Below are 19,881 nucleotides of genomic sequence, written 5' to 3'. Positions count from 1 at the left end.
CAATCGAGGCATTGTGCGAGACGTCAGGCGAGGGCGCGAGTGATCCCAAGACTTACCGCGGTGGAGTCTCGTACAACCCTCACCAGACTGTGATCACAAGCAGGACAAATCTAGTCCGCAACGAGGCGCCGCCCGCCTAAGCAGCGCCTTGGCATGCCGCGCCAGTGTCTTTCCCGCCTACAGCCACTCGATTTTCAGGATCGGATGCAACTCGATGCCGTTAAGCGGCGAGGCGCCGGTGGCGCCATGGATGCGGTCAAAGAACCCGACGCCGGTTATGCGCGCGGCGGTCGGCTTCACCTTCGCCTCGAAGGTCGGCATCTCTAGGGCATCGTCCACCGGCGTGCGGAACGAGACCGGTAGCCTCTCCATGGCCATCGGCTGCATCAGGAATTGATCGTCGCTGACAGCGTTCCGCGGCACCAGCGTGTCGTTGAGTTGCACGAAGTCGTGCGGTGACAGCGGCGCGATCAGCTTGTCGTCAACCGCCCGCCTGACGTCCTTGATGTTCTGCAGCCACGGCGCGGTCGAGTCGATAAAGGGCGGACTCGGCGTTGGCACTTCGCCGACCATCATCTTGCCGCTCGCCCCTTGCAGGACCAGGTGATAGTCGCCGTCCTTTTCCAGCTTGACGCCGATCACGTCGCATTCGATGCGCCACACCGTGAACTCCACCGGCCCGCGCCGACGTTCCTGGTAACGCGGGAAGAGCATGGTCGGCGGACGCATGTCCGCCGGCCGGCCGATCAGGTTGAGTTCCTCGATAGTCGTCTCGACGATGCCGGTGGCGAGCTTCTGGCCGCCGATGACATTCTTGCCGACAAGCGCGATGTCGCGATCAGTGCCGGTCTTGATCGACCAGCGCTCCACGCCGGGCTTGGTGACCATCTTCAGTCCGACGACCATCTCCTGATCGGCCGGCATGGGCTGTTGCCCCTCGGCGGCACACGCAGCCTTGACCGCCAACGCGACCGCCACCGGCACCGCGGCGAGAGTGTTGACATCGCCGAACGGCGCCTTGAGGTCGTCGATCCCCGGAGGTGGCAGCGCCGGGGGCGGCGCAGGCGGCACCGGCGGGATGCCCATCCCTCCTGCGCCATCGCGCGCGCGTCCGAACGTCACGAAGCGTGGGGTGACGTCGCGGTTTGATCCGTTACCCGGCCCCTTCATCGTGTAGCCGGTGGCCGCGAACAGCTTGCCGCCAGGATGCACCGGCCGCACCGCCAGATAGTCGCCCCACTCCCCCTTGCCGGTAGAAGGATCACCGATCGGGCTGCGCTCGCCATTGGCAACGATGAGATGTTTTTCGGAACCGGTGAGCAATCCCACGACATGGCTCGGGAACTGCTGAGCACCGCCGATCATGTAGGAGATACCGATCTCGCCGTCCACGTTGGTCGACAGCGCGCCGTAGCAGGTGGCGGCGTCGGGATCAAACACGTTGACGTTGTCGATCAGGTTGAAGCCGGGAAGGCCAATCCGGGCTATCTGGATGAACGGTCGCGCCCTTCGATTGGACCGGGCATCGACGCTCCATGCAAACCACAGCTCGTTGCCGGAACGAGTGGCGCCCGTGATGCGGGGATCGGCACGATCCAGCCATCTGCGGTTGTCCGGTGTGCGCGAGATGTAGCCGTTGCCGCCCAGCCAGCGCGCTACGGCAACCTGCGTCTTGGTGGGAGCCGCCGCATTCTCCGGCCACGCAAACACGGCGAGCGTGCTTGTGTCCTGGTGAGCGGCGAAATAGCCGACATTGCCAGTGTTTTGCGCGACGCGGAAGCTCTGCAATTCCATCGAGACGAAATGGGTTTCTGTCGGATTGCCGGCACGGATGCTGGCCAGGCTGATGCGCACGACCGCCGAGCCGACGTCGTTCGCCGCGAAGATATTGGTGGTCATATAGAGAAAGTTCTGGCCGACGGCGAGGTCGGGAAAGTCCAGGAAAGCGCCGGGCACGCCGAGCATGGCGGTGGTTATGTCGAACACCTTCCAGCGGCCCTTCGCAACATCGGCTGATTTGGCGAAGGCCAGCCGCTGGATATTGTCGCCCGAATCAGGACCATACTGCAGAAGCCATACGAACATATCCAGCTCAGACACGTACTGGACGACCTGGTCGCAGCAGAAGCGGATGTTGGCGCCCGGCCGCGGGAATGCGCTTTCTGGATCCATGTATTGGAAGGTCGCGCCGCCGTCGGTGGAGACTGCGGCGTACCAGTTGCCGGTGTAGAGCACGACGTCGCCGTTGATCGCGCAGCTTGGCTCGCCGACGTTGGATGCGGTGCTATTGGCCGCCGGGCCGGCCAGCTCGGTGTTGCGCCACACCGCTATCTCGTCACCTGCGGCGCGCGCCGCCATGAAGGCGGGCGCAAGCCTGATCTCCTTTGATACGCTGTGAACGTCGCGCTCGGCGCCCTCGCTGATCAGCGGCAGCAGATGCCGGGGGTGAATCCGCTTCGGCCTCTCGATCGCGGGCGGGGCCTCAAGTAGCGGAACCGCCTGAACCGGCAATCGGCCGGCCGCGGCGGCACGCGTGCCTCTACCTGAACCTCTGCGGCTGCTGCTTGCCTTGGCCATCTCGTTCCTCCATTCGGCGGCTCGTAAATCTCACGGGAGCTATTCGGTGCTGGCCCTCTCCATTCAGGCTTTCATTTCTTTTCCGGAACCGGCGGCAGCGGTCGGCGCTGGTGAATGGATCGCTCTTCGCTCGGCGGCGGAGGCATCGGCTGCAACGGCACTTGATACTCGCCCTGTGGACGCAATCGCTCGGGCTTGCTCGTCCCCGGCTTACCGTCGTCGCGCGCCTTGCCGGGATCGCCTTTTGAATCCTTCGAACCCTTGTCGGGCATGGCGGGCCTCCTGTTCGTTGGAGTGGCCGATAGCGCCCCGGGGCGGCTGGACCGCCGCGTCTATTCGAAGGCGCCTCAGCCGGACCTTGCGCGCTTCCATGCCACCAGCACAAGGCCCGCGATCACGATAGGGACCATAATCAGCGCCACCTCGAAGGAGCCGGAACCGCCGTCGGGGGATATGCCGAATATTCGCTCGATGAAGTCCATGACCTGACCCTCGCGTATATGGGTAGTATTGGCCCGTTTTGAACTTTAGATCAAGCTAAATTTCTATTGATGGAAACTTGTGCCCAAATAAGCGACGGTAACAATACAGTCCGCAGTCGTCTCCTTCGGCGTTAAGAGGTAGCTCACAGCCTCAGATGGTCGCCCCCATAGACATCGTTCCCAACCCTCGCGCGGAAAAGCGTGCGGTTAGCTAAAGCGGAATCATCTCATCTGTGGCGCGCAGGAATTAATCGAGGTGGCCAGTCGAGTGGTCGTGAGCGGGGACTATCCGCACCTCCACCCTGCGGTCCGGCCGTTCGTGGACGAGGCGACAGAGGTGCGCGTCCGGCGCATCCGCACGGATCGTTGGATCGCCTATGCACGGGCGAACGCCGCCCTGGCGGCTATGGAGGACCTGCTGACGTTCCCGAAGCGGATGCGGATGCCGAATCTGCTGCTGGTCGGCCCGACGAACAACGGCAAGACCATGATGAACGACCAAGCCGCTGGCTGCCGCCGTCGAATATCCAGCTGCTCACTCCAGGCACGCGCCATCACCCGCCCACTTTGCAGGCTCAGGGGCGCGTCCGTCACTGCGGCGTACGCTGCGACGGCCTTTCGTGGTCTTCCGACCTGGCGAACGGGAGATTTCATAGGGCACACTTCTTGCGGAACATATCGTGTACGGTACCGTGAACTCGGACATCTGGCAACGGTAGTAACTGCCGTTCTCGGCTTGGATACATGGATGCTACTCGTAAGAGCGGCTTGCCGAATATTCCGCCGTGTTTGACACGTCCACTGCATAGACAGATTCGGGCGTCTTAAGCACGTCATCCTCATTTCGGGAGATCCCCGCGCGGTACAGAAATCACTGGAAACCGGTGGAAACGGTTATCTTGCCTTACACAAATCCTTGCACATCATATAACTGCATGCCATAAATCGCTTGTAAAACAACGAGATGAGTGAAGGCTACTCGGTCTCCAAAACCTTAGGTCCTCAGGTGGGCGGTCATGGCCGCCGGTGATCGCAGCCTTTACTATTGCAACCAATCTCACTTGAGGCAGCTACGCAACCCTTGCAACTGGGATACTGTGAAGCATTTCCGGCTTGAGATGGGTGTAGCGCTTTAACATCTTCCAGTCCTTGTGCCCGGTCACCAGAGCTACCTGTTCGATCGTGAATCCCGCCTCGAATAGGCGGCTGGTCCCTTCGTGCCGCAAGTCATGAAAATGATGGATGGGGCAGATAGATAAGTAATATCAGATAGTTGCGAGAGACTGTGTGCAAAAATCGCACACGAAAGTTCTGCTTCTCTTCTTTTTTCGTTCCCACGACGGAGCCGCCGATAGCCTATTTGGACGCTCTTTTGCCGATGATATTGACCGTTCCATCGCGTACGTTCGCTGCGATATCCGTGCCGCTTGTTGTCCGATACGGCGTCTAATTTGCCTGGGTTCCTGGAAGCTTTTCGAACTTTCTGGGTCGCGCCTCAGCCCGAATTGCGGGTGCTTATGGACAAAGCGGGATACTAAATTCGGTTTATGACGGCTTTGGGAGACATCGACTTCCTGGTGCCTCCTCATAGTGCGCGTCAGCAGGTATCCAAATGTGAGTGGCAGCTTGGCGCCTGAAATCGGTCGCTAAGCATGGCCCTACAACTTCACCATAAGCTGAACATCCACGTTTCAGGTCAATGACCGAGAATTTTCATTTGAAAGTCGTCAAAGGCGTGATGAAAATGATCTGGAGGACAAGGATCGCTTCGACGGTTCGGTGAAGCAGGCACGAGCAAATGGCGCCCCAATCCGCGATGACATCAGTTATGAGGAAATGGGGGACTTCATCGATCGAGGCGAATACAAGGTCGCGATCGATCAGACCTACCTGATTGGATTGGAGCTCGAAGCGATCCCGACGGCTGTTGAGCAACTGGCTCGCGGGAGCACTGCGATGATCGCGCTACGTTTGTCCTTGCCGACGTATGCGACCGTGATCTTGCCGACCGCTTCGGTTGAGGCAGCTTTGTGCCCGCCCCCCCCTAGGCCGCCCGGGCCTCGCTAGTGCTTCCCAAAAACAGCCGACCACTCGGCAAATCGATCGACGTTCGATAACGCACGCGCGGGGTGGCTGACTTCGAAATAAGACAGCTTCCGTGATTTGATCTCGCTGTAGAGCCCGGAGGCACCGAGCGCGCGCGCGGCGTCGCCTCCCATCGCAACAACTTTCCGCAGCTTCGGCATATGATCCATCGTCAATCGAACAACTGGCGCGGAAATCGAAAGCACTTGCTGTGCGTCCGGCAACTCGCCGCGCTTCAATCCGTCGTTGCGGAGGAGAAAGCAGGCCGAGACGTACAGGAAATTGCACGATGTATTCTGAAAACCATCCCGTAGCTGGCCAAAATGACGAAGCGTCTTAATAAGGTTTTTGTTCGTCGGTGCCTTGGGGTTGTGGCTGTAGGGGTTTGGATCACCAGCTTCTAGGCGCTCATCGATGTATTGCGCCGGGTAGAAGTCCTTCGCGATTAAAAGGTGCTCGCCGTCCCAATCGCCGAGCAACGTCTCCGTTCCCCAGAGGTGTCTATTGCCCAGGCTGTAGGAGAATATGTTCCTGTAAAGTGGATGATAGATTTTGCCAACCGACGGTGGAATTGAAGGTGTCTTGAAAGCCACAGATTTTCCCCCTTTTTATTCGTTTCATCATCCTACCGACTGCTGCCCGTACCCGCTTCGCGGCTCCGTCCGTAGCCACCGTTCGACCACTCGGGGTTAATTGCGGAATCGTTTTCCTCATTCGTGAGGCACACGTATCTTGTTGTCGCCGATGCACTCATGGGGATTGAAAAGCGTTCGCCGCAATCTTCAATTTGAGCGATCGTTCCAAAGTAGCTCCAAATCACCTGTATCTCTGGGATAACCTGGATGGTTACCCACGCGAGTTGTGCGTTGTGGCGGCCTGCGATGCCCCGCACGTCGGCTCCCTTCTTTCGGACATTGTAAGTCGAGTTAAGGAGTCCAGTGACCTGATACTTGTTGCGGGTCTTCACGCCAATCATGTGAGGCTCGCCGTCACGTTCTGCGTAAATGTCTCCAAAGGGATGATTGAAACTCTCCGCGTTCATGTCGCGAACATTTGAAAACCCGGCTCTCTTCAATAGGGTCAACGCCTTGCTTTCGCCCCATAGACCCAGTGCCATTCTGCGCTCGCGCTCCGTCAGCATGGTTTTTTCCCTCTTGGCTTCTCATGGCTGAAGCGAACTGATGCACTCTCCATAGTACGTGAGGGTATCGTTTCCGGACGCCGAAATCGACACCGATGCGGGCAACCGCAATGAGAATGTAAACTCTTGAACTCCAACTTCGGCTAGCATCAAGCTCGAACCAATGCTTAATGGGATAGGCGGCTTTTGGCCGATTTGCAGGGAGTTGTCATTCGCACCCATCCCGCCGCGGACGATCATCAGCATCGGCGGCAAATGCTCAAATTGGCACGATATCACGGTGGGTTCGCCTGCCATGCTGACGGTAGCCGTGGCGCAACTTCCGGCGCATAGAAATAGCGCTCGCATTGCTCTCGTTCGTGCGACGCTCAGCATAAACTCTCACACGGTATGCCGTCGTTGTCGCGATCGAGCTTCCCACCCCACGGGCAGTTCGCCAGATACCAATTCGCCTCCTGGCACGAACTGATTTGAGGGCAGGTTCGTCGCGGCTGGCAGGAATAGCTCTGCGCGACTTGGTTGTTGATGATCCCGAGCGGTTGACTGACCGCAGGTGCCTTGTCCGCATGCCCCGCACGCCAGTCCCAAGGCGCTTGAAACCTTCCGACCCAGAGCCCGATCTTAGCCGCCTTAGCCTTCGCTTGTTGCCCGGCATAGGCCCCGTGGCTAAAGCGGGGCCAATCCAAGGCCTGACCGTGCTCGACCATCCAAGATGCCACACTGGCGCCGTCAGCACGCCTGCAATTGCCTACGAAGCGGCCGTAGCGGTCCCAGGAGACAAAGGAGCACTGCACGGGCTTGGAGGTCGCAAGGAACCCGTCGAGCGCCTCGGCTGCTCGTCGGCCGCAAGCATATTCGAACCCTTTGGCGCCATCGCAATATTGCTTGCTCTCGGGAGCGTCTATGCCATTTAAGCGGATGCGCTGCCCGTGAATCTCGATCGTGTCGCCGTCGATCACAGACGCAACACCGGCGATCGGCGCCGGCTTCGAGCCGAACAAGTTTGATGCATTGATCTCTGGCAAACTTTCGCTGTGCTGGATGGCGGTCTGCGCGGCCAGAGCGCCAACCGCAACCGCAGTCACCAAGATCAGACGTAGCGGCACGCTTGCCCATCGGCGCGCACGACTATGCTTGGCACCCGTTCGCTTTCGCCAGTGATCAGAGCGATTGTCGTATCGGTATTTGTCCACGACCATCCCCAAAAAGTTTTTTCACTAGAATGGCTGCCAGCAACGAAGGCCTAGAGCCTCCGCCAACGAGCACTTGAGAACCCTCGTTTGCATATCCCCTGCATTCATGATTTCAAGCATGTAGTCGCCCTCGGCGCAGCGTATTGTCCAGTAGCCGGCCTCAGACTCCGTTGAATCCCCCATGTAGATCATCCTACTGGCGTCCGTGCAGGCGTCAGCGTTCACGATGATGGATTGGAGGGCGCTAAGCCGATCAGCCTCTGGCAGGCGGGCCACGAGGTCGTATGCCCGACCCGCAAGCGCCTGGCCGGCGAGCAGGCAAAGGGTTATCGTAAATGGACCTAAGCGAACCAGGCGCACTGGAGACTGCCTTCAATTGTCATACGGGCGCCGGATTGACGCCAGCGGCTCTTAGTCGGGCACCAAGTTTTGCTCGAGTTCCACACGCCGCTTTGTCGCCGGTGACACACTTGTTGTTCGCGTCCGACCAGTCCAGCAGCGCCGTATTGATCCAGCTGCCAGGTGCGCGCTGGACCCCATAGGGTGTCGGCTGCGCTCCGGCAGCTACGGCTGCTGTAGCCGCAGCGCCCTGTCCGTGCGGCGAGCGCTTCCAACCGCTTATGATAAGGCAATTCTTCATGTACTGATCTTCTGCAGCCAAGTTGCCCAGGGCATTGCCGATTCCGGCTCCCGCAACAAAGGCTGGCGACCCGATGGCAAGATAACCTTGGTCTGCCGATCCCTTTTGCATTTCGCACTGAGCATGGGCGACGTCGAAACTCGGCCCGTACCCAATTTGCATGTAGTCGGCTTGATTGCTTGTTTGGCAGCCGCACAGCGGCGCAATGGCAACGAGTGCCATCATCATTTTTCTGTTCATCCCCCAGCCCTCCCAAGGCTTTAAATCAGCATCCCCTAAAGTGAATATTTCTGCAAGTGATGACGGTTGTTCTGGTAAATTTCGGTGGACGTTGATCCGAAATGTATAGGATCGACAGCCTCAAGAGATATACAGGGTTATTCATCCCGAGCGAGTGGTCGGTCAGCGCAGCTTGCGTATAAGCCGAGACTTATGCAATACCCGCGACGTTCCCAACGACGAGGCGCGGCGTGCGCGACAGCGAGTTGACTAAGAGGCCTGGCAAGGGCTGGACCCCGTAGGTGAAGGAGCCCCGGCGATCACGACATCGAAAAAGTTCGGTGGGCGGCCCGCGTGCTGCATTTTGCCAAGCTCAACGTTTCGACTTGGTTTGACGGCTCGGAAGTCGTCGGCATCTGGCACTGGGGTTTCCGCGCCGGCCGACTGGCAACCGCTTCCAGAGGTCTACAGGCTCGCCCGAGAAGACGAGAAGCAGCGCGAGCTCGACCTATTCCGCGAGCGGGTTCAGAAACGCTGCCTGCAGGCCGCAGCGAGGCGTCAGGACACGCACGGCCCTCACACGTTGTAGGAACACCGTGCCGCCGCGACGCACGCTGGTGGGCTTGTAGCTGAGGTGCTACATTCATTGCCGCTAAATTAAAGTGGAAAAGAGTGATGGGCTTGAGGGTGCGTCCCAAAACAGTTGCTGTCGTTCTGTTAGTCGGCTTGGCCGCGCCCTTGTCATTCGCAGCAACGAACTTCATTGGCAAAAGGCTGACAGCGTCCAGCGCTGCCGATACTCTAAATCCAAACGTGCTTCCTACGGCTGGCAAGCAAACAGTACCAGCGACCTGCGAGGACGTGGCTGCCAATGCCGTCTGGCAGGTGGGTGCAACTACTGGGCCAATCTCGGCCGTCGGGATAGTCTCCGTTGTCCACCCCGACGCGTCAGAGATTGACCTATTTTGCGCAGACGGCAGGAGCTCTGCCACGCTAGGGAGCGGAAAGGTTGGGGGCATATCGTTCTACACCAGAGCCGATCCGCCCGCCCACGTATTCCTACTTTAGCGTCATCTCGAAAATCGTGGCCTCTCTCAGTGGCCTTAAAGCCGATGCAATACTGTCCGAAGCAAAGGCCTGTTTGCGCGAGGACAAGACCATGGAAAATGGTATCGCCCGCCGAACCATTGGAGGCCTGCAGATTGAGTGTGACAACGGTCCACCATTTGGACGAGCCTACGATATAACAATAGAAGGATAGCAGGCTTTCCGCTGTCCCAGCCTTGGGCGCGGGGGAGGGGTAATCCAAACCGCGGCACCGATCGGGACCAGGGCCGCGCGAATGGCATTATGGCCAGCGGCACATGAAAGGCCGCACCTACAGGTCGGATACATGGCCGCACCAACCAGCAACGGCAGTGCTCAACGAACCCCTTGCCAACGGAGAGCCGTCCATAAACGGCCCCAAGCCGTCGACAGACGGTTCTACAATTGGCCATCGACTGGGGTTCTTGGAAGCTTTTCGAACTTTCTGGGTCGCGCCTCAGCCCGAATTGCGGGTGCTTATGGACAAAGCGGGATACTAGAGTCGGTTCTTTTATTGCTTCGAAGACACCGACTTCTGGGCCTCTGCGCCAGATAGCGCGTCAGCACGAACTTATAAGCGCACCACGTTTTGTACGCCCGCTTATCGCCTAATGTGGGTCATTGAGGGAAGCCACCGCCTTTTAGGCGGTGGAGCATTCACAATCCGGTGCAATAAATCTAGCCGCTTTCGAACTGGTTTGGCACTCAGACTCGAAAGGGCCAGTCCATATAGCTTAAGCAAGGTCTTCGCCGCGTGATATCGTCGGCCATGTCCGATGAACTCAATCCCCGATTCCGCGAAATTCTCGCGCAAGCTGACGAGATCAACAGCCAGCTCGAGGCAGTAATGCCTTTAGTCGTCAAAGCGCGGCGTGCATATATGAAAAGCCGCAGTGACGCTGACCGGGTGGAAATGGAGCGGGTCGAGGGGGTAGCCCAGGACTTGCACCGGCAATTCTCTTCGCTCGGACCCGCGTTGCGGGAAGCAAGTGGGCTGCCGGATGAGGTTCTGGAGGCGATCACCGAGGATGAAGAGTATCCTATCGGTGACATCGAAGACCTTCGGCGCAACCGTCTCCGGGCTGAAGAAACCCGCGTCACCGACTGGATCGAAAATGACTTGGCGCGGTCACTCGAGAGTCTCCAAGGCCTTCTTCCCCTACACTGGTTGGCAGCGCACCCGCGAACACGCGCGAGCCAATCTGACCTTCTGTCGATCACAAAAGGCCTTCGCCGGGAGAGCGAGTTTCCGGACCAGCACCGTCTGGCTCAGATGATCACCACGGCCAATGATTTCCTACTCGAACGCCCGAGCTTCGATCATTTTGCTGGGGCTACCCTGGTGCCGCAAGCGGTGCAACTTGGCAGATATCTCGGCTGGCTTGGGGAAGTAGGCGGGCACGCGACGAGACTGCCGCGCCTTTGGACAGGACCGAGCGACCAAGTAGACTCGACCGCATTTGAGCTGCTGGTCGCCGCGCGATGCGCGGAAATGGGCAGGAGGGTCGAGTTCTTGCCCGAGACATCGGAAGCCAGCCCCGACATCCGGTGTCACGATCCCTATCCCATGGTTATCGAATGCAAGCGAAAGAGGTCGCTTTCGGACTATGAGCTGAACGAAGAGGCGGACATGAAAGACATTTTCGGCCGTTTAGAAACGGAAGCCAGAAAGAAGGGACTTAGAGGCCGCTTTGATCTGACTCTGACTGTGGAAGCGAAGGCATGCCCGAAAGACGAGGTGGTAGCCCGGCTGGTCAGCCAGCGCTTGGCGCCCAATCCGGAGCGCGCCTTGGCATATCCTTGGGGATCGGTTGCCTATCATCCGATGCCGCAGACGATATTTTTTGGAAACCAAATGAGGGCACGTAGCCCCGACCTACTTGAAACAGCCTTTGGTTGGAATCCTGACCTGCCCGAGTGGGATGGCCTGATCGTCCGGACCGTCGAAATGAACGGCGAATTGATTGACGCGTGGCGGTCACCGCTGGCTCTGGTCTGGAGAAACGATGCCCCGAAAGCCATTGTCAAACGTGCATGGAGTCCTGTTGATCTTTTTGGCGGCGCGATGGGCCAAATTCCACCGGGCGAGTTCGGCATTGTCTACCTCGCCTACCACGAGGGTGCGCGCGAGGAAATCGCGGACAGGCGAAGCCGGAATTTGATGGACAGACTGAAAGCATGGGAACACGCGGCATCCATCCGGGTACCGATATCGGTTCTCGTGCGCCTTTACCCCCGTGCCCTTGGAGTCGGGAAGCCTGACTTGATTGAAAGCAATGTGAGGTTGGCTAGCGGCGAGTACGGTGAACCAGCGCTCTTCAGCAAATTTCCTACGACGATCTTCACCAGCACGCCGAGCACTCAAGCAGGCCGCAGTTAGATTACCGGCGTTCTGACACGTCAGCAGCAGCATCGGGATGTGCCGTTTCAATAGCCATACCATCAATGGCAGCCGTAGCCCTTGCACTTGGCTGCAACCTCCGCGACGTTCCCGGCTGGGGAATTATCCCGGGCATTTCCTCCTACTCCAGGCATGTCGGAGACGATGCAAGCAGGCTTAAATCCAGTCCCCGCAACCAATTTTATCATGATAAGGTCAAAGTGACGGCTATTGAAGGTCGGAGCTCCCGCGTCATAGGTGTCAAGCGGTCGACGAACTGGCTCTAGCATTGCAGTCAATGCAGCATTGAAAATTGCGGCATGTGAACTGGGGTGGTAGGCCGTTGGTTCGACCAGACGTACGCTGAACGGCCGCCTATCCCGGTCGAAGGGCCATCGCAGATGGGCGCCGCGGAAGCCAGGTTTTGTCACCGGTCATCCTTAGCTATTTCATCACACAGATCGATAATGGCGGTCAGGTTTGCGGATGACATGGGCCTATCTCGGCGGGCGACAATTGTTTAGACCTGCAGACGCATTCGCATCCGCTAATCTCGCAACGTGTCGGTGCAAAGCGCGGTGCCTGCTAGCCCCTCTAGTCCTCAAAGACAGTGACGGCGTTCGCTTCGCGCTGTTCCCTCCAATAACGCTCCGATTGCCTTGGTGGCGGAGGAGGGCCAATCCCGTCAGGGATAGCCTCGTCCCTCAAACCAATCGGCGCTGCGAATTTCCTTGAACCAGACGATGGGCGGTCCGGTGTGACTGAACGCTCAGTCGGCAAAGAGAGGTGAGACAGAAAGGTGGTCTCGCGAAATGGAAGCCCACGGCCGTTCCGTTGTCGACCCAGAGGACGTATCTGCACGCCGGGGGTTCCTGAAGACGGTAGAGGCCCCAACACCGCCTGCGTCTGGACTTCGGTTTCTGCACTGGCGCTCACGGGGGCTAGGGGCAGCTGGACAGCGGTTCGACCGTAACGCCCGCGAACCGTGGCAGGTCGCGCATAGACGAGGCGCTGAAGCGGTGTGCCATCGCTGCTCAGACCGAAGCCAGGATTGTCTTCTTGGCCAAAAATTGAGACCCATGTCGGCTCCGCGGGACTCAACCCCCGAAAAGCAAAATACGGGCCCAAAGGGGATGCGGCTCTGACATAAGCTTGCAGGGCCAAGTAAGATTGGTGAAACGTCTTCGTCTCATGGCGCCCGCGGTGAACCGCAGACATTGTGCGGTGAAGAAGTGCTGCGCCGATCGCGAAGATCGGCAGGCCACGGTCGAGAGCAACACCTATGCTTTTACGAATTTCGGTGTCCTTTGCACCTGTTGTCTGTGCCGCCAGCGTCGCTGAAAGGATTGCGCCGTCGGCAATTGCAGGAAACCAGTTCATCAGGTTCCTGACCCAGTCTGTGCGTTGGGCCAGTTTGTTGATTCGCAGAAGGAAATATCCCGCTGCAACCGCCGAGATGGGATCATTGATTTTCTCTTCCAAGAGGCGGTCCGCCATCTCCGGTATGTCAGCAAGCCGGTTCGCCTCAGTGACCGCGCCCCCCGAAAGGTACGCCAGAAGAATCTCATTGTCCGGCTGTTCACGGGATACCGTGACATCAATCGTGTCACCTTTCTCGCGTGCGCTTCGTGTCAACGCAACGCGCACCCGCTGGGCTGGCGGTAGGGTCACCAACCGCCAGCCGAACTCGTCTCCGCCGATTTGAAGCAAATGTGGGTTGTCAGGTACGGCAACAGTGATCTGCTGAACGCCGCTGCGATCACTCAGGCGATTTTCGGCATGAAGTGACCTGCTCTGCCATCGTCCATCCAACAACGACCATAAGGTCATCCAAACCTTGCCGATCGGGCGGCGTCTCGCAATAACAGCCTGCGTGTTGCTGACCAGGTGATCCAACGGATGAAATGGCGTGACCCATTCAAGCCATTTCGTAGGCACTGTGCCCCTAATGTCGAAATGGGCTTCGCCTTTGCCGCTCTTTAGCTCCACAATCTGCTGGGCGGTTTCCCCGCTAGGCGGCGTTATAAAGACGTGCACTCTGTCTAGCGGGCCGCGTTTGCCGTCTGCGAATGTCAAACTGCCAGGCCGGTTTGGCGAGGCAATTCCCGAAGCGACAAGGTCACCGACGGGAGAATAAACGTCGACCGGGAAAGTTAGAAACCGATCGTCCTGGCTATAGGCGGTGATGTAAACTGTCAGATCTGTCACGTGATCCTCTCAGGACGAGACCGTAAAGCGGCGCCGGAATGCGGCCTGCGTCAGAAATTGCTTACTCAGGACCTGCTCTGGAAACGAAGTGGAATCAGTTGAGTTCGCGCCATAAGTCCACTCTCCTTGCTCCCGAACAAATTGGGCGGGACCGACTGCAAGTGGCTTAATATCGCGAGCTTGCGCGGTATCTTCCATGAAGGCCTGCGCCACGGGCCGAAAACCTAGCGGCACGACGTCCAATTCCAGCAAAATGGAAGGACGCTTGGCTTGGATGTGCATTGGGACAGTCCAAGTGCCGTCACCCTCGGTGGCTCCAACCTTTTGACGATCGTCGCCGGCGTCCGGCTGCTCAAACTCCAAGAATGCTGAGATAGCTTCTCGCAGACTTGCAATCCCGACACCATAGCCGTTGCCACTTGGATGTTGAAGGCCACAATGCCCTTTAAGTGCCGCAAGAAGAGCTGCCGTAAACTTGGCGACACCGCCTTCGGGTGCGTAGGCTACGCGGTTGGCAGTGGTGGCGCGGAGGATCGCCCATTCATTCGTCGTGGGGGTACCGGTCCTTTTCCCACCTAAAAGAGCTCGTGGTGAGTCGATCTGGTTGATCATCTCTTCGCTGAGTTCCATGCAAGCGTCGATGAAATAGAAAAGACTCGCCCTAGCCTTTCGAATGGAGGCTTGGAGCGTATTCGTCAAGTGGAATACGGCATCCCAGGTATTGTTAAGATCTTCGCCGAGATCGTCTGCCACGAGATATTGTGTCAATCCGTCGCTGACGCCGTGACCGCAATAATAAAATACGCCGCGGCTGCCTGGATTGAGCGCGACCCGTTCTAGCCAGGCTAGGTACGCTGCTCTGATATTGGCGATTGTCGGTCTGGTGGGCGTGATGGAGCTGCCAAACGGCGTCGCAAACGCATTGTTTGGTGATGTAAGCATCGCCAGGGATCCAAGGGGCGCCTCGCTATTGAAGAATGCCTCGCTCGAATCTTTGGCTTGACCTGCGGGCAAGGCATCAACGCCGGTTAAAAACCAATTCGCGATGGCGTCCACCGAGAGCCTCGGCGACGACAGCGGCTTGAGGCTTCCGTATCCGGCCTTGGCGATGCTTGGGTACTCTCCACAGCCAATCAACAGTACATGCGTTGCGGCGGCAGTAGGGTCACCTTTGATAGCTTGCGATTCAAAAACCAGGCTCATCTAGGTTTCTCTACTGCGCGAGACGCATCCGCAAGCGTTTGTAGAAGCTCGGCCGGGCAAAGTACCCGCCATGTGCCTCGAGCATCCCATAGCCGGTGTCGTACTGAAAATCTTGCACACCCTGATAGATGCCTTCGGCACAGAATGAAAATACGTCGTTTGTATCGAAGACGTTCAGCCACACCGCGACATTCGGGTTGGGCGAAATCCGATCTTTCTTCGGTTCTGTGGGCATTCCCGCCGGAAGCACCCTGCCGAAGAGTGACATTTCTTCGAAAAGGCCGACTTGCGAGCCGACCGTTACGAGGTAGTCGACCTTAAGGTCTGGCGCAAAATAAGTCAGGATGTCGTAGACGATGACACCCCCGAGGCTATGACCTATAATTATCAGCTTGTCATCGCCAGACTTCTTTGCTGCTTCGGCTGTTCGCAGCGCCCCAAGGACCTCATTGACGATCGGTCCGGGCACAGCAGCCGTGCCGCGGTTTCTGAGGTAGACGAACACATCCCCCAAGAACCGAGAAGCCTTTGTGTGCAGTGACTTCCTTGCGAGCGAGAGGGTGGCAGCCGTGATCGCGTCGCCGGGAGCCGAGCCCAGACGTGCCAAAGCTTCCCGAGTCGACTGAAGCCAGACACTCAAGCTGAGCGTTTCGAGTTTTGGATCGCCGTCTGGATGTGCTTTTATCCCCTTCATGAGTTCGTCAACAAACTCGGCGTTCGATAGGGGCGGGGTTTTCATCGCCCATGCAGGCGCGGGGTTCGATTGCAGATAGCGCTGCGAGGCTTCATATGCAGCGGCGATCCTTTCGACATTTTGCGAGGAGTTTGATGTGGCAGAAGCAGTGTCCCACACCAAGTCGACTGCCTCCGCGAATCCTTTGGCGCGACTGAGATCGCCGAGATTGACCATGTCAGTTCCGGCCTGTTCGCGGGCCTCCTGAAGTCGCAAGTCTATTTCGGCATTCGCTTGTCCGACGGCAAGGGCCTCCACACCACCACCACCAGGAAGGGAGGCCTGGTTCCATAAGAACTTCACCCCGTCGCCTCCCCAATAGGGAAAACTGATCGCAGTTTTTTCGACATCGAGGCCGAGCGGCCCAGCAAGCAGCGTCTTCAAATATTCTTGTTTGCGCGCTTGATCGTCTAGAAAGCCGGCGTCCTCTTTGCGGTTGTTGACGCCATGAACAAAGACTATTGGCACCCCTGACTCCCCCTTGCCATTGCCAGAATCAGCTGTAGGCCGGAGTTTGTCGTCTCACAACTGGAAAATGACAATAAAGTACAGGGAAGGGGAAGCAATTACACCATGTCGCTCTAAGACGGCTGACGAGATGGCGCGTCGGCAGACAATTACCGGCCGCTCACACCTTAACTTGTGATTTCTATGGTCCCGGAAGCTTTTTCGCCGGCGGCAACAGCTTGGTCCCACAACGAACCTGAATCGTGGCATGGGTTCAGCGATGGCGGTGGCAGTGAGTCAGTTTGAAACTGATGGCCGCATTCGTACCCGGACCTCGTCGGGCCGCGAGCATGGCGGTGGCACAGTGACAACTTCGGCTGGATGTCATAGTACGCTTGGCAATATGGGTCGGTCCAAGGCGAATTTTAGGCTCCATCCGTCGCGAAATTTAGGACCGAGCCAACCGGGCTGCTGCTCCGGCTCGCGCTAATAAAATCCCGAGTGCCGGATCAAAGGCTCGCATCATCAATATCAGCTCAGGCAATTCACTGATGGACGGGGGAGCCGGAATAGCGAAGGCTAGTCGTTCCAGCTTCTCCGCAAGCCAAGCACGGAGCGCCTGCTTCGTTGGCTGCGCACCTGCGCACTCAATGATCCGCCACGCGGCCTCGCTGGGGTGGCTGCTATTGGCCTCATCGGCAGAGAGTTCAATCACCGCATTGGCTATAGATTCGGCAAGGCTCGTGTCATGGTCGCGAGCGGCGATTTGAGAAAGCGTCGACAAGCCGTTGATCACGGGACGTTTGTCCGACGTTAGGCTCCCGCCTTGCAACCCCTCTAGCAACGATTTGATCGCCTCATGCCCCCGACGGGGAATGTTAAAGTGCATAAGCACATCCGTCAGCGGGTGGAACCTTTCCATGCTCGGCTCCTCGCAAAACTGATGGAACTTCTCCCCGATGCCACTTTCCGCGGGCATGTCCATGTAGGCTGCCTTCCGCTCTCCCTCCAGCAGTGAAGGAAAAAACATGGCAAATTCCATCCCGCGCTCCGAAATCGCCGCGCGGGCCTTCTCTGTATGCGGCTTCCATTCTGTGGCCACATGGTCACGCACAGTGTGAACAGCATTGAGAGTTCGACCGACTATGTCGGCCACGAGGTAGCGTGGATTGATCCACTCTGGCCGCCACAAAGGCTGCTCAAAAAAGCCCAAGAATACTGAGACGACAAACTCATTTCCGGACAGCCTCATAGCCCAAGGCACAATTTGATCGTAACGCAACTCCATTTTGGCGAAGGCCATAAAGATCGCGCTCGCATGTGCTGCGGCGGCGATCTTACGCCAATAGGCAGGCCGTTCTCTGAGTATCTCATGCTGCGCCAGGTAGGCAGTGGTGACGACGAACGCAGCCGCATAGACCCGACACGAATTCTCCAACCGGTTCATATCGCCAACCAGCTCGACGAGAAGCCTTTCACCAAGATCGGCAAACCGGCCTTGCGAAGCTGACAGTGAAGCGCAGACCTCAAACATCCCGACCAACGCGTACGGACTCGACCCAGGGATGTTGTCCGTTATGGCGACGGCAACGTCATCCGGGTCGGCGAGACTAAGTAACCCCACCGGCGTCAGTCGCACAGATGCGCACGTTCCGATCAACGACTGAATGGCCCGACCAGGACTAACGCCAAGACGACGCCGCCACTCGTCTGTCAGTTCCGCTGCAACGTATTCACTCAAATTGCCCGCTTCCCGAGGCGCTGGGATCAGAGCATCCCAATAGCCGCAATGCTCAGGAAAAAAATCTTCTCGGGTAATATCTTCTCTCGCTTCAGCCTTCACCCGCAGTTCTTCCGCAAAAAGCTCCGGGCTTGCCGAGAACAGATCGACCGTTTCGACAAAAGCTTTCTCATCAAGCTTCGAGCGGGATAATCGAGCTCGAGCCTGGGCTTGCCCACCGGCGGGGAGTGAGAATCTCGACGCAAATTCGTCGAAGGCGGCCAGGCGCCGTACCTTTTTTGTCGCAAGAAGACTGGCGAAATTGAAACGGAAGCGATGCTGCGGCAACTCAACGATCATCGCGCCGTCACTCGCAAGGTTGAGTTTCGCGTCGACCTCCGTTCCCGACTGGTTTGTCAGCTTCACGCCCTTCTTCCCGTCCACGATCTTTCGAAACGCGCCAACAAGCTGTTCGAAGCTTACAACTTCCACGTCGCCGAGATGAACAGGCCGCTCAAGGGAAATACCGAAGACGCGGGCGAGTTCGCCATCGGCCAGGACGGCAGAGCGAATTGAGGTTGGAAGCTTTTGAAGGGCGTACATCGCCTTCATGCGCCGGAGTTTACTCGGAGAGATCGATATCATTACTCTCCTCCGAAATGGCCATCACGAATGTCTTAACGTGCTCGACGATGGCGTTATAAGTGCGCGGTGACCTTTCGTGCAGGCCGCCAACAACTTTCTTGTCAACCCAGTTGAGATAATTGTTGAGTGCCGTGTCCGACAACTCGACGGGAATCAGGAGCCCGCTCATCATGGCCGTCTCGACAGCCGTGCTCCACCCCGGCGGGGGATCTTTCCACCTGCCGATCCAATCATCCGGAACCGGCAAGGTCGCCAGCAGAGCGTCCGCGTACGATGAAGCGCGAGTTGGATCTGGCTCCACTTCCCATACCTGGATGATCGCGTGCTTGATTGCTGACCAGCAGCTTGCGAGCCAACGGATCTCGGCAGGGAACTGCGGCAACTCGCGCAGAATGGCAAGGTCAAGGCTTTCCCGGATCGCTCTGAACTCCGCGCCGTGACCGGGCCTGCCGTGCTGGACCGCAATCACCAGCTCCTCGGTATCGACCGGCACGAGACCGACTCCTGCCTGGCGAAGTCTGTGTCGGCACAGGCGGCGCTCCCGATCGCTGATCGCGCCCCGCCGTTCCAAATCCGCTAGAATATCGAGCGTCGTCGCGACAGGACTCCTGTTTCCCTGCCTGTCGGCCGCGAATCCCTCTTTGTTTATTGCCCGATCGTCGATTACGACCGCATCTACGTCGCGCAGATCATGCAGCAGGTGGAAGGTGGACGACGGCATGTCGTCGTCTTGTTCGTGTCGGCCCGGATTTCTCGCGCCGAACACAATTTTCCCTTGCAAATAAGCCCCGCGAATAGCGTGCCGGATCAGATTAATGAATTCGACTATCCGCTGGATGCCTTCTTCGGCATCGATAAGTGACTTGGCTTGCTGTTCAGTGGCAACATCGATGTAGGCTTGGTTGAACGCATCAAGGAATGGCGCCAGGAGGTCGACGGTCATCAGATACGTCAACGACAGCCCGTCAATGAATATCGCTTTGCCAGTATCAGCCTTCGCGCCATTCGGCCATCGCTGTGTTGATTTTCACTGAGAACTGACCCGGCATTTCCACCGAGATTTGACCCGCCTTTCATGTATGTTTCGGTTCGGGGTTGAGGGTCAAGGTTCTGGCTTTCTCC

General features: G+C 58.0%; 14 protein-coding genes and 1 pseudogene. 2 read left to right on the top strand and 13 right to left on the bottom strand.

Annotation, left to right across the window (positions count from 1 at the left end; all coding sequences use genetic code 11):
- Positions 1-177: 177 nt before the first annotated feature.
- The 3 genes from ACFFNA_RS23790 to ACFFNA_RS23780 form a co-directional block, all read right to left on the bottom strand.
- Positions 178-2,577, bottom strand: coding sequence for a hypothetical protein (locus ACFFNA_RS23790; RefSeq protein WP_378922041.1), 2,400 nt, complete (start codon positions 2,575-2,577; stop codon positions 178-180).
- 71 nt (positions 2,578-2,648) lie between these two features.
- Positions 2,649-2,849, bottom strand: a complete 201-nt coding sequence (locus ACFFNA_RS23785; RefSeq protein ID WP_378922039.1) for a hypothetical protein — start codon at positions 2,847-2,849, stop codon at positions 2,649-2,651.
- A gap of 75 nt (positions 2,850-2,924) precedes the next feature.
- Entirely contained in the window at positions 2,925-3,059 is a 135-nt protein-coding gene (locus ACFFNA_RS23780) for a hypothetical protein (RefSeq protein ID WP_378922037.1), read from the bottom strand.
- Between the two features lie 256 nt (positions 3,060-3,315).
- Between ACFFNA_RS23780 and ACFFNA_RS23775 the strand changes: the two genes are divergently transcribed.
- Positions 3,316-3,852, top strand: coding sequence for a TniB family NTP-binding protein (locus ACFFNA_RS23775; RefSeq protein ID WP_378922035.1), 537 nt, complete (start codon positions 3,316-3,318; stop codon positions 3,850-3,852).
- A 277-nt stretch (positions 3,853-4,129) separates the two neighbouring features.
- Here the strand turns inward: ACFFNA_RS23775 and ACFFNA_RS23770 are convergent.
- The 5 genes and pseudogenes from ACFFNA_RS23770 to ACFFNA_RS23750 form a co-directional block, all read right to left on the bottom strand.
- Positions 4,130-4,297, bottom strand: a pseudogene (locus ACFFNA_RS23770) (tyrosine-type recombinase/integrase); the annotation flags it as partial.
- Positions 4,298-5,122: 825 nt separating this feature from the next.
- A complete protein-coding gene (locus ACFFNA_RS23765; RefSeq protein ID WP_378922033.1) occupies positions 5,123-5,737 on the bottom strand; it encodes a uracil-DNA glycosylase family protein in 615 nt (204 codons plus the stop codon).
- Between the two features lie 32 nt (positions 5,738-5,769).
- Positions 5,770-6,285, bottom strand: a complete 516-nt coding sequence (locus ACFFNA_RS23760) for a hypothetical protein (RefSeq protein WP_378922032.1) — start codon at positions 6,283-6,285, stop codon at positions 5,770-5,772.
- A 368-nt stretch (positions 6,286-6,653) separates the two neighbouring features.
- Positions 6,654-7,478 (bottom strand): thermonuclease family protein, encoded by an 825-nt coding sequence (locus tag ACFFNA_RS23755; RefSeq protein ID WP_446685977.1) that lies wholly within the window; start codon positions 7,476-7,478, stop codon positions 6,654-6,656.
- A gap of 379 nt (positions 7,479-7,857) precedes the next feature.
- The gene (locus ACFFNA_RS23750) at positions 7,858-8,358 is read right to left on the bottom strand and encodes a hypothetical protein (protein WP_378922028.1); all 501 of its coding nucleotides are present in this window, start codon (positions 8,356-8,358) and stop codon (positions 7,858-7,860) included.
- Between the two features lie 1,834 nt (positions 8,359-10,192).
- Between ACFFNA_RS23750 and ACFFNA_RS23745 the strand changes: the two genes are divergently transcribed.
- A complete protein-coding gene (locus tag ACFFNA_RS23745) occupies positions 10,193-11,803 on the top strand; it encodes a hypothetical protein (protein WP_378922026.1) in 1,611 nt (536 codons plus the stop codon).
- Positions 11,804-12,397: 594 nt separating this feature from the next.
- Here the strand turns inward: ACFFNA_RS23745 and ACFFNA_RS23740 are convergent.
- The 5 genes from ACFFNA_RS23740 to ACFFNA_RS23720 all read right to left on the bottom strand — a co-directional run bounded on the left by ACFFNA_RS23740 (position 12,398) and on the right by ACFFNA_RS23720 (position 19,702).
- Positions 12,398-14,011 carry a hypothetical protein gene (locus ACFFNA_RS23740; protein WP_378922024.1) on the bottom strand — a complete coding sequence of 538 codons (1,614 nt, stop codon included), beginning with the start codon at positions 14,009-14,011 and terminating at the stop codon, positions 12,398-12,400.
- 9 nt (positions 14,012-14,020) lie between these two features.
- Entirely contained in the window at positions 14,021-15,214 is a 1,194-nt protein-coding gene (locus ACFFNA_RS23735; RefSeq protein WP_378922022.1) for a caspase family protein, read from the bottom strand.
- 10 nt (positions 15,215-15,224) lie between these two features.
- Positions 15,225-16,415, bottom strand: coding sequence for a hypothetical protein (locus tag ACFFNA_RS23730; RefSeq protein WP_378922020.1), 1,191 nt, complete (start codon positions 16,413-16,415; stop codon positions 15,225-15,227).
- A 427-nt stretch (positions 16,416-16,842) separates the two neighbouring features.
- Positions 16,843-18,759, bottom strand: a complete 1,917-nt coding sequence (locus tag ACFFNA_RS23725) for a hypothetical protein (protein WP_378922018.1) — start codon at positions 18,757-18,759, stop codon at positions 16,843-16,845.
- Complete coding sequence (locus ACFFNA_RS23720; RefSeq protein WP_378922016.1) at positions 18,737-19,702, bottom strand: hypothetical protein; 966 nt, start codon at positions 19,700-19,702, stop codon at positions 18,737-18,739. The genes ACFFNA_RS23725 and ACFFNA_RS23720 overlap by 23 nt, the downstream gene beginning before the upstream one ends.
- Positions 19,703-19,881 lie beyond the last annotated feature (179 nt).

The sequence above is a fragment of the Mesorhizobium kowhaii genome (assembly GCF_042431665.1).
In the GTDB taxonomy this organism is placed as follows: domain Bacteria; phylum Pseudomonadota; class Alphaproteobacteria; order Rhizobiales; family Rhizobiaceae; genus Mesorhizobium; species Mesorhizobium kowhaii.
The sequence above is the reverse complement of the archived record's forward strand: the minus strand, read 5'-3'. Positions and strand labels throughout refer to the sequence as shown.

Excerpts from the sequence above, each read along its gene's own strand:
- ACFFNA_RS23790 (WP_378922041.1), bottom strand. The coding sequence starts at position 2,577 with ATGGCCAAGGCAAGCAGCAGCCGCAGAGGTTCAGGTAGAGGCACGCGT.
- ACFFNA_RS23785 (WP_378922039.1), bottom strand. The coding sequence starts at position 2,849 with ATGCCCGACAAGGGTTCGAAGGATTCAAAAGGCGATCCCGGCAAGGCG.
- ACFFNA_RS23780 (WP_378922037.1), bottom strand. The coding sequence starts at position 3,059 with ATGGACTTCATCGAGCGAATATTCGGCATATCCCCCGACGGCGGTTCC.
- ACFFNA_RS23760 (WP_378922032.1), bottom strand. The coding sequence starts at position 6,285 with ATGCTGACGGAGCGCGAGCGCAGAATGGCACTGGGTCTATGGGGCGAA.
- ACFFNA_RS23750 (WP_378922028.1), bottom strand. The coding sequence starts at position 8,358 with ATGAACAGAAAAATGATGATGGCACTCGTTGCCATTGCGCCGCTGTGC.
- ACFFNA_RS23745 (WP_378922026.1), top strand. The coding sequence starts at position 10,193 with ATGTCCGATGAACTCAATCCCCGATTCCGCGAAATTCTCGCGCAAGCT.
- ACFFNA_RS23735 (WP_378922022.1), bottom strand. The coding sequence starts at position 15,214 with ATGAGCCTGGTTTTTGAATCGCAAGCTATCAAAGGTGACCCTACTGCC.
- ACFFNA_RS23725 (WP_378922018.1), bottom strand. The coding sequence starts at position 18,759 with ATGATATCGATCTCTCCGAGTAAACTCCGGCGCATGAAGGCGATGTAC.
- ACFFNA_RS23720 (WP_378922016.1), bottom strand. The coding sequence starts at position 19,702 with ATGACCGTCGACCTCCTGGCGCCATTCCTTGATGCGTTCAACCAAGCC.